The 12967-nt window shown below is 69.7% G+C and carries 10 protein-coding genes and 1 pseudogene; 9 read left to right on the top strand and 2 right to left on the bottom strand.

Annotation, left to right across the window (positions count from 1 at the left end):
- Positions 1-497 (bottom strand): annotated as a pseudogene (locus CCN56_RS07310) (HEAT repeat domain-containing protein); the annotation flags it as partial.
- Positions 498-834: 337 nt separating this feature from the next.
- Here CCN56_RS07310 and CCN56_RS07305 point away from each other — a divergent pair.
- The 9 genes from CCN56_RS07305 (at position 835) to pssA (ending at position 11732) form a co-directional block, all read left to right on the top strand.
- A complete protein-coding gene (locus tag CCN56_RS07305; protein WP_086824727.1) occupies positions 835-2616 on the top strand; it encodes a 3-hydroxyacyl-CoA dehydrogenase family protein in 1782 nt (593 codons plus the stop codon).
- A 115-nt stretch (positions 2617-2731) separates the two neighbouring features.
- Positions 2732-3574, top strand: a complete 843-nt coding sequence (locus tag CCN56_RS07300) for a TetR family transcriptional regulator (protein ID WP_179199726.1) — start codon at positions 2732-2734, stop codon at positions 3572-3574.
- Between the two features lie 405 nt (positions 3575-3979).
- On the top strand, positions 3980-5317 hold the full coding sequence (ccrA, locus tag CCN56_RS07295) for a crotonyl-CoA carboxylase/reductase (RefSeq protein WP_086824724.1): 1338 nt from the start codon (positions 3980-3982) through the stop codon (positions 5315-5317).
- Between the two features lie 10 nt (positions 5318-5327).
- Complete coding sequence (locus CCN56_RS07290) at positions 5328-7364, top strand: protein meaA (RefSeq protein WP_086824723.1); 2037 nt, start codon at positions 5328-5330, stop codon at positions 7362-7364.
- Positions 7361-8326, top strand: a complete 966-nt coding sequence (locus tag CCN56_RS07285; protein ID WP_015037486.1) for a CoA ester lyase — start codon at positions 7361-7363, stop codon at positions 8324-8326. The genes CCN56_RS07290 and CCN56_RS07285 overlap by 4 nt, the downstream gene beginning before the upstream one ends.
- Before the next feature lie 5 nt (positions 8327-8331).
- Positions 8332-8844, top strand: coding sequence for a MaoC family dehydratase (locus CCN56_RS07280; RefSeq protein WP_086824721.1), 513 nt, complete (start codon positions 8332-8334; stop codon positions 8842-8844).
- A 3-nt stretch (positions 8845-8847) separates the two neighbouring features.
- Positions 8848-10053 carry an acyl-CoA dehydrogenase family protein gene (locus CCN56_RS07275; RefSeq protein WP_017236794.1) on the top strand — a complete coding sequence of 402 codons (1206 nt, stop codon included), beginning with the start codon at positions 8848-8850 and terminating at the stop codon, positions 10051-10053.
- A 169-nt stretch (positions 10054-10222) separates the two neighbouring features.
- Positions 10223-10879, top strand: coding sequence for a phosphatidylserine decarboxylase (locus tag CCN56_RS07270; RefSeq protein WP_041132017.1), 657 nt, complete (start codon positions 10223-10225; stop codon positions 10877-10879).
- Positions 10872-11732 carry a CDP-diacylglycerol--serine O-phosphatidyltransferase gene (gene pssA, locus CCN56_RS07265; RefSeq protein WP_086824728.1) on the top strand — a complete coding sequence of 287 codons (861 nt, stop codon included), beginning with the start codon at positions 10872-10874 and terminating at the stop codon, positions 11730-11732. The genes CCN56_RS07270 and pssA overlap by 8 nt, the downstream gene beginning before the upstream one ends.
- Before the next feature lie 58 nt (positions 11733-11790).
- Here pssA and CCN56_RS45545 read toward each other — a convergent pair whose 3' ends face one another.
- Positions 11791-12792 carry an N-acetyltransferase gene (locus tag CCN56_RS45545; RefSeq protein ID WP_086824719.1) on the bottom strand — a complete coding sequence of 334 codons (1002 nt, stop codon included), beginning with the start codon at positions 12790-12792 and terminating at the stop codon, positions 11791-11793.
- Positions 12793-12967 lie beyond the last annotated feature (175 nt).

Here is a 12967-nt window from a genome sequence, read left to right as displayed (position 1 = left end):
CTCCGAGACCCTCGACGCAGGCGCGGCCGACGACGCCCGTGGGGGTCGTCGGCCCGAAGGCGCCGTTCGAGGACGGTGATCAGGGCCGGCACGGATTCCGGGGCGCGGAGTTCGGCGAGCAGCCGGACCGGCAGCAGGGCGTAGGCGACGCGGAGTTCGTTGGTGGCGAGGGCGGCGGCCGCGCGCGCGGTGCGCGGGTCGCCGAGCCGGACCAGGGCGTGGGCGGCGGTGACGCAGCGTTCCGGGTCGCGGTGGTTGAGGAGGAGGACGAGGGCCTCGAAGGCGCGGGGGTCGCCGGCGACGCCGAGGGTGTAGGCGGCGATCTCGCGGGCCCAGAGCGGCTGTCCGGGTGCGGTGAGGACGCGGTGGAGTTCCTCGGGGTCATCGGTCGCGGCGAGTTCCGTGAATGCCGCAGGAACTTCTCCGGTGTCATTCTCGATCTCGTCCCGCAATCGATCGATCATCGAGCAGAATTCCGGGTCCTCGGAGATTTCCATGAATCCGACCCTATCCGCGATCCAGATCACACTTTCCCAACTTCCCGGGACTGGCGCGCTCGTTACCGGCCGGTTAGTCTCAGGTGAGCGGGCACCACCCGCACTTCTCACGACGGCCTGGTGACGCAGCCGTTGTGTTCGCTTGTCGGTTCGGCAGTTTCGACGTGACTCCGGGACAGAGTCCGTCTCACCTTCCCAGGGCGCCGCCCTTTCTCGGGCGTTCCCTCGCGCATTTCAGCGGCACCACCCGCGTGCTCCTCCCGCACGCACCCGCACCCGCGCACTCGCGTTTCCCACGCACTGCCCTCAGTCGTCACTCTTCCTCTGGAGTCCCCTGATGGACACCCCTCTCTCCACCATCGCCGTCGTCGGTCTCGGCACCATGGGCACGGGCATCGCCGATGTCCTCGCCCGGGCCGGCCGCGAGGTCATCGGCATCGACATCAGCGACACCGCCGCCGCCCAGGCCGTCGCCGCCCTGGAGGCCTCCACCGCCCGTGCGGTGGCCCGTGAGCGGATCACCGAGGAGGAGCGGCAGGACGTCCTGGCCCGCTTCCGTACCTTCTCCGACCTCCAGGCGGCCGCCGAGGCCGACCTCGTGATCGAGGTCGTGCCCGAGTCGTACGAGGCGAAGCAGGAGGTCTTCCGGACCCTGGACGGGATCGTCCGGCCCGACGCGATCCTGGCCACCGGTACCAACGCCCTCTCCGTGACCCGGCTCGCCGCCGACTCGGCGCACCCCGAGCGGGTCCTCGGCCTGCACTTCTTCGCCCCGGTCCAGGCCATGAAGCTGGTCGAGGTGGTCTCCTCCGTGCTGACCGACCCGCGGGCCGTGGACGCCGTGACCCGGCTCGCCCAGGACCTCGGCAAGGAGCCGGTGGCGGTCGGCGACCGGGCCGGTTTCATCGCGGACGGGCTGCTCTTCGGCTACCTGAACCAGGCCGCCGCCATGTACGAGGCCAAGTACGCCTCCCGCGAGGACATCGACGCGGCGATGAAGCTGGGCTGCGGTCTGCCGATGGGCCCGCTGGCGCTGCTCGACCTGATCGGCGTCGACACGGCCCGTACGGTCCTGGAGGCCATGTACGCGGCCTCGCACGACCGGCTGCACGCCCCCGCCCCGATCCTCAAGCAGCTCAGCGAGGCCGGTCTGACCGGCCGCAAGGCGGGCCGCGGCTTCTACACGTACGAGGCGCCGGGCTCCGGCGAGGTCGTGCGCGACGCGCTGACCCCGCTCACCTCCGCCGGCACCGGCGCCGGTCGCGAGGTCCGCTCGGTCGGCGTCGCCGGCTCGGGCACGATGGCCTCCGGCATCGCCGAGGTCTTCGCCAAGGCCGGGTACGCGGTCGTGCTCGCCGCCCGCTCCCAGGAGAAGGCCGACACGGCCAAGGCCCGGATCGCCAAGTCTCTGGCCCGCTCGGTCGACAAGGGCCGCATGACGGGCGAGGCGCGCGACGAGACGCTGGCCCTGATCACCCCGGCCGGTTCGCTCGACGCCTTCGCCGAGGTCGACCTGGCCGTCGAGGCGGTCGCCGAGGACCTGGAGGTCAAGCAGGAGCTGTTCGCGCGGCTCGACAAGATCTGCAAGCCGGGCGCGGTGCTCGCCACCACGACCTCCTCGCTGCCGGTCATCGCCTGCGCCAAGGCCACCACGCGCCCGCAGGACGTCATCGGGATGCACTTCTTCAACCCGGCGCCGGCGATGAAGCTGGTCGAGATCGTCCGTACGGTCCTGACCGCCGACGACGTCCACGCCACCGTCCGCGAGGTCACCGCGAAGATCCGCAAGCACCCGGTGGACTGCGGCGACCGCGCCGGCTTCATCGTGAACGCGCTGCTCTTCCCGTACCTGAACAACGCGGTCAAGATGGTCCAGGAGCACTACGCGACCCTGGACGACATCGACGCGGCCATGAAGCTGGGCGGCGGCTACCCGATGGGCCCGTTCGAGCTGCTCGACGTGGTCGGTCTGGACGTCTCGCTCGCGATCGAGCAGGTGCTGCACCGCGAGTTCCGCGACCCGGGCCTCGCCCCCGCCCCGCTCCTGGAGCACCTGGTGGCGGCGGGCTGCCTGGGCCGCAAGACGGGGCGCGGCTTCCGCGAATATGCCCGGCGCTGAGCCCCGCACCGCCGGCTGGGGCGGTCTGCTGAGTCCCCCGGGCACCGCCGGTGCCCCGGGGGCCTCCCCGCCCCCACCTGGGCACACTCCCACTCCGATGCAGTACGTTCGGACCATGCCCAAGGCCGCGAAGACACCCCGTGCCACCTCCCCGTCCGACGCTCCGGAGAGCGCGGCGGGCACTCGTGCCGCCGCGCAGCGGCTCAAGATGCGCCGGGAGCTCGCCGCGGCCGCGATGGAGCTCTTCGCGACCAAGGGGTACGAGGCCACGACCGTCGACGAGATCGCGGCCACGGCCGGGGTCGCCCGGCGGACGTTCTTCCGCCACTTCCGCTCCAAGGAAGAGGCGATCTTCCCGGACCACGACGACACGCTCGTGCGGGCGGAGGCGGTGCTGAACGCCGCCCCGCCGCACGAGCACCCGCTCGACACGGTGTGCCGGGGCATCAAGGAAGTCATGAAGATGTACGCGGGGTCCCCCGCGGTCTCCGTGGCGCGCTACCGGCTCACCCGCGAGGTGCCGACGCTGCGGGAGCGGGAGATCGCCTCGGTGGCCCGCTACGAGCGGCTCTTCACCCGCTATCTCCTCGGGCACTTCGACGAGCGGGACCACCACGACGGCAACGACGACCCGCTGCTCGCCGAGGTGGCCGCGTCGGCGGTCGTCACCGCCCACAACCACGTGCTGCGCCGCTGGCTGCGGGCGGGCGGCGAGGGCGACGTGGAGGCCCAGCTGGACCACGCCTTCGCGATCGTCCGGGAGACCTTCGGCTCGGGCATAGGCGCCCGCCCGACGCCCGCCGGGAGCACCGCCGCCGCACCGGCCGAGCCGGCCCCGGAGGCGCCGGCCGCCGCGACCGCGTCCACGACGGGCGACGTGGTGGTCGCCGTGGCGCGGACGGACGCTCCGCTCGACGAGGTCATGCGGACCATCCAGCAGGCGCTCAAGGGGGCCTGACACCGCTCGACGAGGAGGGCCGTCCCCGGATTTCCGGGGGCGGCCCTCTTTGCGTTCCCGCAGCTCACGGGCCATTTCGATCGATCATCGCTCATCCGTGACGGGCAGATTGCATCTGAGTGAAATTGTTGGCACGCAGTGCCTTGTCAGGTGACACGGCGTGCCATACGTTGATGTTGTCCGGGCGGCCGGCGCGCAGAGATCACACCTCGCGCGTCGGCTGTCCCCACCAACCGACGGTTGGTGCGCCCGGACGCCTGCGTCACAGGCACCCTCGCGCTCCACCACACAGCGCCGCCACCGCACCACCCAGCCGAACCGACGGCACACCTCCACAGCAGCAGCACTTCCCGCCGTAACCCCCAGGCGTCCCTCCCTCGGGACGCTCACCGCCGGAGGCAACCCGTGAAGGAAATCCTGGACGCGATCCAGTCGCCGGACTCCACGTCCGCCGACTTCGCGAACATCAAGCTCCCCGAGTCGTACCGGGCCGTCACCGTCCACAAGGACGAGGCGGAGATGTTCGCCGGCGTCGAGAGCCGCGACAAGGACCCGCGCAAGTCGCTCCACCTCGACGACGTGGCGCTCCCCGAGCTCGGCCCGGGCGAGGCGCTCGTGGCCGTCATGGCCAGCTCCGTCAACTACAACTCGGTCTGGACCTCGATCTTCGAGCCCGTCTCGACCTTCGGCTTCCTGGAGCGCTACGGCCGGCTCTCCGAGCTGACCAAGCGCCACGACCTGCCGTACCACGTCATCGGCTCCGACCTCGCGGGCGTCGTCCTGCGCACCGGCCCCGGCGTCAACGCCTGGCAGCCCGGCGACGAGGTCGTCGCGCACTGCCTGTCGGTCGAACTGGAGTCCTCGGACGGCCACAACGACACGATGCTCGACCCCGAGCAGCGCATCTGGGGCTTCGAGACCAACTTCGGCGGCCTCGCCGAGATCGCCCTCGTCAAGTCCAACCAGCTCATGCCGAAGCCCGGCCACCTCAGCTGGGAGGAGGCGGCGGCCCCCGGCCTCGTCAACTCCACCGCCTACCGCCAGCTGGTCTCCAACAACGGCGCCGGCATGAAGCAGGGCGACAACGTCCTCATCTGGGGCGCGAGCGGCGGACTCGGCTCGTACGCCACGCAGTTCGCCCTGGCCGGCGGCGCCAACCCGATCTGTGTCGTCTCGTCCCCCGAGAAGGCCGACATCTGCCGGTCCATGGGCGCGGAGGCGGTCATCGACCGCAACGCCGAGGGCTACAAGTTCTGGAAGGACGAGAACACCCAGGACCCGCGCGAGTGGAAGCGCTTCGGCTCCAAGATCCGTGAGCTGACCGGCGGCGAGGACATCGACATCGTCTTCGAGCACCCGGGCCGCGAGACCTTCGGCGCCTCCGTGTACGTCACCCGCAAGGGCGGCACCATCACCACCTGCGCCTCGACCTCGGGCTACATGCACCAGTACGACAACCGCTACCTGTGGATGTCACTGAAGCGGATCATCGGCTCGCACTTCGCCAACTACCGCGAGGCGTGGGAGGCAAACCGCCTGATCGCCAAGGGCAAGATCCACCCCACGCTCTCGAAGGTCTACTCCCTGGAGGAGACCGGCCAGGCCGCCTACGACGTCCACCGCAACCTCCACCAGGGCAAGGTCGGCGTCCTCGCCCTCGCCCCGCAGGAGGGCCTGGGCGTCAGCAACCCGGAGCTCCGGGCCCAGCACATCGACGCCATCAACCGCTTCCGGAACATCTGAGGTCCCGAAGATGACTGAGCGCCAGAAGGACCGGCCGTGGCTCATGCGGACGTACGCCGGTCACTCGACCGCCGAGGCGTCCAACGAGCTGTACCGGCGCAACCTCGCCAAGGGTCAGACCGGCCTCTCGGTCGCGTTCGACCTGCCGACGCAGACCGGGTACGACCCCGACCACATCCTCGCCCGCGGCGAGGTCGGCCGGGTCGGCGTCCCCGTCTCGCACCTCGGTGACATGCGCCGGCTGTTCCAGGACATCCCCCTGGAGCAGATGAACACCTCCATGACCATCAACGCCACCGCCATGTGGCTTCTGGCGCTCTACCAGGTGGCCGCCGAGGAGCAGGGCGCGGACATCACCAAGCTCCAGGGCACCACCCAGAACGACATCGTGAAGGAGTACCTGTCGCGCGGGACGCACGTCTTCCCGCCCGGCCCCTCGCTCCGCCTCACGACGGACATGATCGCGTACACGGTCAACCACATCCCGAAGTGGAACCCGATCAACATCTGCAGCTACCACCTGCAGGAGGCCGGGGCCACGCCGGTCCAGGAGATCTCGTACGCGATGGCGACCGCGATCGCGGTCCTCGACTCGGTCCGCGACTCCGGTCAGGTCCCCGAGGACCGCTTCGGCGAGGTCGTCGCCCGCATCTCCTTCTTCGTGAACGCGGGCGTCCGCTTCATCGAGGAGATGTGCAAGATGCGCGCCTTCGGCCGCATCTGGGACAAGATCACGCTTGAGCGGTACGGCATCGAGAACGCCAAGCAGCGCCGGTTCCGCTACGGCGTCCAGGTCAACTCCCTCGGCCTGACCGAGGCCCAGCCGGAGAACAACGTCCAGCGGATCGTCCTGGAGATGCTGGCCGTCACCCTCTCCAAGGACGCCCGCGCGCGCGCCGTGCAGCTCCCCGCCTGGAACGAGGCCCTCGGTCTCCCCCGGCCCTGGGACCAGCAGTGGTCGCTCCGCATCCAGCAGGTGCTCGCCCACGAGTCCGACCTCCTGGAGTACGACGACATCTTCGCCGGCTCGCACGTCATCGAGGCCAAGGTGGACGCCCTGGTCGAGGAGTGCCTGGCCGAGATCGACCGGATCCAGGAGATGGGCGGCGCGATGGCGGCCGTCGAGTCCGGCTACCTCAAGTCGCAGCTGGTCTCCTCGCACGCCGAGCGGCGCGCCCGGATCGAGGCCGGCGAGGACAAGATCGTCGGCGTCAACATCTTCCAGTCGACCGAGGAGAACCCGCTCACCGCCGACCTGGACACCGCGATCATGACGGTGGACCCCGCGGTCGAGGCCCGGGTCGTCGCCTCGATGAAGACCTGGCGCGACAACCGCTACCAGCCGCCGTTCAACCACCCGCGGCCCTGCAAGGCCCTGGAGCGCCTCAAGGAGGCCGCCAAGGGCACCGAGAACCTCATGGAGGCCACGCTGGAGTGCGCCCGCGCCGGGGTCACCACCGGCGAGTGGGCCGGGGCCCTGCGCGAGGTGTTCGGCGAGTTCCGCGCCCCCACCGGCGTCTCCTCCGCCCCGGTGGCCGTGACGGCCGAGGCGGGCACCCCGCTCGCCCTGGTCCGCGACAAGGTGGCCAGGACCGCCGAGGACCTGAACGTCGGCCGACTGCGGCTGCTCGTCGGCAAGCCGGGCCTCGACGGGCACTCCAACGGGGCCGAGCAGATCGCCGTACGCGCGCGTGACGCCGGTTTCGAGGTGGTCTACCAGGGCATCCGGCTGACCCCCGAGCAGATCGTCGACGCCGCCCTGGCGGAGGACGTGCACTGCGTGGGCCTGTCGATCCTCTCCGGCTCGCACTCCGCGCTTGTCCCCGACGTCCTCGACCGCCTCCGCGAGGCGGGCGCGACGGACATCCCGGTCATCGTCGGCGGGATCATCCCGAACGCCGACGCCGCAGAACTGAAGCGCGCGGGTGTCGCCGCCGTCTTCACACCGAAGGACTTCGGTATCACGGAGATCATCGGCCGTATCGTCGACGAGATCCGGCAAGCGAACAAGCTCAGCCCCCTGGAAAGTACGGAGGTCCTCGCATGACCAGCCCTGTGAACCGGCTCCGCCCCCGCCGCTCCTGCCTGGCGGTCCCCGGCTCCAACCCACGCTTCCTCGAGAAGGCCCAGGGCCTCGCCGCCGACCAGGTCTTCCTCGACCTGGAGGACGCGTGCGCCCCGCTGGCCAAGCCCGAGGCCCGGCACACCATCGTGAAGTTCCTGAACGAGGGCGACTGGACCGGCAAGACCCGCGTGGTCCGCGTCAACGACTGGACGACCCACTGGACCTACCGCGACGTCGTCACGGTCGTCGAGGGCGCCGGCCAGAACCTCGACTGCATCATGCTGCCGAAGGTCCAGGACGCCCAGCAGATCGTCGCCCTCGACCTGCTGCTCACCCAGATCGAGAAGACCATGGGCTTCGAGGTCGGCAAGATCGGCATCGAGGCGCAGATCGAGAACGCCCAGGGCCTCACCAACGTCAACGCGATCGCGCAGGCCTCCCAGCGCGTCGAGACGATCATCTTCGGCCCGGCCGACTTCATGGCCTCCATCAACATGAAGTCCCTCGTCGTCGGCGAGCAGCCGCCCGGCTACCCGGCGGACGCGTACCACCACATCCTGATGAGCATCCTGATGGCGGCCCGCGCCAACAACCTCCAGGCGATCGACGGCCCCTACCTGCAGATCCGCAACCAGGAGGGCTACAAGGCGGTCGCGCAGCGCGCCGCGGCCCTGGGCTTCGACGGCAAGTGGGTGCTGCACCCGGACCAGGTCGCCGCCGCGAACGAGATCTTCTCGCCCTCGCAGGAGGACTACGACCACGCCGAGCTGATCCTCGACGCGTACGACTACTACACGTCCGAGGCCGGCGGGAAGAAGGGCTCCGCGATGCTCGGCGACGAGATGATCGACGAGGCCTCCCGCAAGATGGCCCTGGTCATCTCCGGCAAGGGCCGCGCCGCCGGCATGCAGCGCACCAGCAAGTTCGAGATCCCGGAGGCCTGAGTCCGATGCAGTTCGGCCGTACCTACGAAGAGTTCGAAGTCGGTGCCGTCTACAAGCACTGGCCCGGAAAGACGGTCACCGAGTACGACGACCATCTCTTCTGCCTGCTGACGATGAACCACCATCCGCTGCACATGGATGTGAATTACGCCGAGAACACGACCGACTTCAAGCGGAACGTCGTCGTCGGCAACTACATCTACTCGCTGCTGCTCGGCATGTCCGTGCCGGACGTCTCCGGCAAGGCCATCGCCAACCTGGAGATCGAGTCGCTGCGGCACGTGGCGCCGACCTTCCACGGCGACACCATCTACGGCGAGACCACGGTCCTCGACAAGACCCCGTCGAAGTCGAAGAGCGACCGCGGCATCGTCTACGTCGAGACCAAGGGCTACAAGCAGGACGGCACCCTCGTGTGCGTCTTCCGCCGCAAGGTGATGGTCCCGACCGCCGAGTACATCGACGCGCGCGGCGGCGAGCAGCCCGGCCGCCCGGAGCTCAAGGAACAGGGGAAGTAAGTCATGGCGCGACTCGCCCAGACCCACGGTCTGACCGACGTCCAGCAGGAGATCCTCGCCACGGTCCGGGACTTCGTCGACAAGGAGATCATCCCGGTCGCCACGGAGCTCGAGCACCGCGACGAGTACCCGCAGCAGATCGTGGACGGGCTCAAGGAGCTCGGCGTCTTCGGTCTGATGATCCCCGAGGAGTACGGGGGCCTGGGTGAGTCGCTGCTCACCTACGCGCTGTGCGTGGAGGAGATCGCCCGCGGCTGGATGTCGGTCTCCGGCATCATCAACACGCACTTCATCGTGGCGTACATGCTGAAGCAGCACGGCACCCAGGAGCAGAAGGAGTACTTCCTTCCGCGGATGGCGGCCGGCGAGACGCGCGGCGCCTTCTCGATGTCGGAGCCGGGCCTCGGCTCGGACGTGTCGGCGATCACGTCGAAGGCCGTCAAGGACGGCGACGAGTACGTCCTCAACGGCCAGAAGATGTGGCTGACGAACGGCGGCACGTCAACACTGGTGGCCGTTCTCGTCCGAAGTGACGAAGGACACCCGGAGGGCACGGCCCCCCACAAGTCGATGACGACCTTCCTCGTCGAGAAGGAGCCCGGCTTCGGAGAGGTCCGCCCCGGCCTCACGATCCCCGGGAAGATCGACAAGATGGGTTACAAGGGCGTCGACACGACCGAACTCATCATGGACGGACTGCGCATTCCGGCCAATCGCGTGCTCGGCGGGGTCACCGGCCGAGGGTTTTACCAAATGATGGACGGCGTCGAGGTCGGCCGCGTGAACGTGGCGGCCCGTGGTTGCGGCGTCGCGCAGCGTGCTTTCGAACTGGGTGTCTCTTATGCCCAGCAACGTCACACTTTCGGCAAGGCGATCGCCCAGCACCAGGCGATTCAGTTCAAGCTGGCCGAGATGGCTACCAAGGTCGAGGCCGCCCATGCCATGATGGTGAATGCAGCACGCAAAAAGGACTCCGGGGAACGAAACGACCTCGAAGCAGGGATGGCGAAGTACCTCGCCTCCGAATACTGCAAGGAGGTCGTCGAGGACGCCTTCCGCATTCACGGTGGATACGGGTTCTCGAAGGAGTACGAGATCGAGCGCCTCTACCGTGAGGCCCCGATGCTGCTCATCGGTGAAGGTACCGCCGAGATCCAGAAAATGATCATTGGTCGTCGGCTCCTGGAGGAGTACCGATTCCAGGGCTGATTGTCGCTTTTGAGTCGGTACGGCCGCGAAGAAGATCACACCCTGTGTTCGTCTTCCGGCCGTCGACTCGGTTCCTGGCTTGCCCAGTTGCGCCCCGCAACCGATAGCATCGCCGGAAAGCCGCCGTCCCCCGTTGCCAGTGCGGCATCATCCGCTACGAAGGTCATCCATGCCCGACAGTCGAACCTCTGCACATCGCGACAGCCTCAAGGGCGTACGCATCGCACGCGGAGCATCGCCGTGGCTTCTGCCGACCGTGGCCACCGCGGCGCTCAGCCTCGCGCGCGCGAGCAAGTCCAAGCGCGCCAAGGCCATCGCCGTGCCGACCACCGCTCTCGCGGCCGGCATGCTGTGGTTCTTCCGCGACCCCGAGCGCGAGATCGCTCAGGGCCGGGTCATCTCCCCCGCCGACGGTGTGGTGCAGAGCATCATGCCGTGGAAGGACGGACGGACCCGGGTCGCCATCTTCATGAGCCCGCTGAACGTCCACGTCAACCGCGCGCCGCTGGCCGGCACGGTGACGTCCGTGGAGCACGTCCCCGGTGGGTTCGTCCCGGCGTTCAACAAGGAGAGCGAGAACAACGAGCGCGTTGTCTGGCACTTCGACACCGAGCTCGGCGACATCGAGATGGTCCAGATCGCGGGCGCCGTCGCCCGGCGGATCGTGCCGTACATCCCGCAGGGAACGAAGGTCGAGCAGGGCGACCGTATCGGTCTGATCCGCTTCGGCTCGCGCGTCGACATCTACCTCCCCGAGGGTGTCGAGGTCGCGGTCGAGGTCGGCCAGGCCACCACCGCGGGGGTGACTCGCATTGACCGTGATTGATCCCGACACACGGGCCGCCGACTGGGTCGCCGACTCCGAGGCGGCCGAAGAAGCCGAGGAGATGCCGCTGTCGCTGAGGCTGTCCATAGCGGACGCCCTCACGCTCGGTAACGCCACGTGCGGCTTCATGGCGGTGTACTTCACCACCACCGGCATCCTCATCCCGCACCTCACGGGCAGCAGCGAGACCGGCATGGCGCGCAACAGCGCCGCCACCGCCGTGATCCTCATGCTGGCCGCGGCGATCTTCGACCTCTTCGACGGCATCGTGGCGCGCAAGCTCCGCAGCTCGCCGATGGGCGCCGAGCTCGACAACCTGTCGGACCTGATCAGCTTCGGTCTGGCCCCGGCCTACTTCGTGCTCGTGTACGGCATGGTCGCGGACGACGCGCAGCAGAAGGTCTCGGCGGTCGCCGCGATCGTGGTGCTGCTCGCCGTGGTCCTGCGGCTGGCCCGCTTCTCCTGCGTGACGATGAAGGACGGCATGTTCCAGGGCATGCCGAGCCCCTTCGGCGCGCTGACGGTCGTCTCGATCATCCTGCTCGAGCTGCCGTTCATCCCGACCCTGCTCGCGATCATCGGCACGGCGTGGCTGATGGTGAGCCGGGTGGAGTACCCGAAGCCGCGGGGTGTCCTCGCGGCGGCGATGCTCAGCTGGATCGTCGGAGCGATGGCGATGCTGGCCGCGTGGGCGTTCGACGCCCCGGGCGGACAGATCCTGCTCCAGACCGGCTGCGCGCTCCAGGTCGTGCTGGGCGCCGTGATCCCCCTCTTCGCGACGGCCCGCCGGGTGAACACCTTCCGCGACAACCGGCGTGAGAGCCGGGAGGCGCGGGCGGCACAGCTGCCGTAGCGGACGGCGTACGAAAGGGCCCGGGAGGCGAATCGCCTCCCGGGCCCTTTCGCATGCCCTAGACCTGTTTGTAGTAGAGCGTGGTGGCGCGGAGGGTGCCGGCCGGGTCGGCGGCGAAGTCCGGGATCGTCCCGGCGGCGGTCCAGCCCGCGCCCCGGTAGAGGCGCTCGGCCGGGCTGCCGGTCTGGGTGTCCAGGACGAGCAGGCTCAGGCCCGTGGCGGCGGCATGGGCCTCCGCCGTGGCCAGCAGGCGGTACCCGAGGCCCCGGCCGCGGGCGGAGCGGTGGACGAGGAGCCGGGCGATCTCGCCGCGGTGCCGGCCGTTGGCCGTACCGGCACGGACGAGGGTGACGACGCCGGTGAGCCGTCCGTCGGGGGCGTGGGCGGCCCAGACGTCCCGCACGCCCTCCGCGGCCTCCTCGGCGACGCGGGACCACCAGGCGGCCGCCTCGGCGGTCTCCAGGGGCGCCAGGAAGCCGACGGAGGCCCCACCGTCCACGGCGTCCACGAGCAGCTCGGCGAGCCCGGCCGGGGCGTGGGCCCGTACGGCGTCGGGGGTGAGGCGCTCGATGAGATCGAGCCGCCGCTCCAGACAGAGGAGGTTCGGGCGGTCGTCCCAGGGGGTGACGGTCTCGAAACCGAGGCTCCGGTAGAGGGCGAGCGGCTCCTCCCGCCAGTCCCAGACGGTGAGGCGCACGGCGGGCACGCCGGAGTCCGCGGCCCGGCGCAGGGCCTCGGCCATCAGCGCCTTCGCGAGGCCCTTCCTGCGGGCCTCGGGCGCGACCCAGAGCCGCTTGATCTCGGGCACGCGCCCCTCGCGAGGGGCCTTGAGGACGACACAGCCGGCGGGCTCGTCCGCACCGGGCGGGGTGACGAGCAGGACGGTGTCGGCGGCGAACGCGGCGGCCGGGTCCTCGGCCTCGGCACGGTATACGGCCGGGAGCTCGGCGACGGTCGCCACGGCCTCGTCCTTCTCGGCCTGATTCGCCAGGTGGTAGGTGGCGAGCAGGTCGGGGAGGCGGGGGTGGGAGCGGTTCTCCTCGATGCGTGGGGCAGTCATGGGCCGAGCTTCACACTGCCGTGTTTCCGCCAGATGACGATCTCCCGTCGACACGCGCGCGACGGCGCCCCACACGGACCGCGCCTGCCGGCGCCCCGCGACCGTGTGGGCCCGCGGCCGTGCGGGGCAGCGCCCCGCGGCCGTGTGGGCAATCGTCCCGCTGGGGCAAGGGGGT

Source organism: Streptomyces sp. NRRL B-24572, from assembly GCF_002156145.1.
GTDB lineage: Bacteria > Actinomycetota > Actinomycetes > Streptomycetales > Streptomycetaceae > Streptomyces > Streptomyces vietnamensis.
This window is presented reverse-complemented; position numbering and strand designations above follow the sequence as displayed.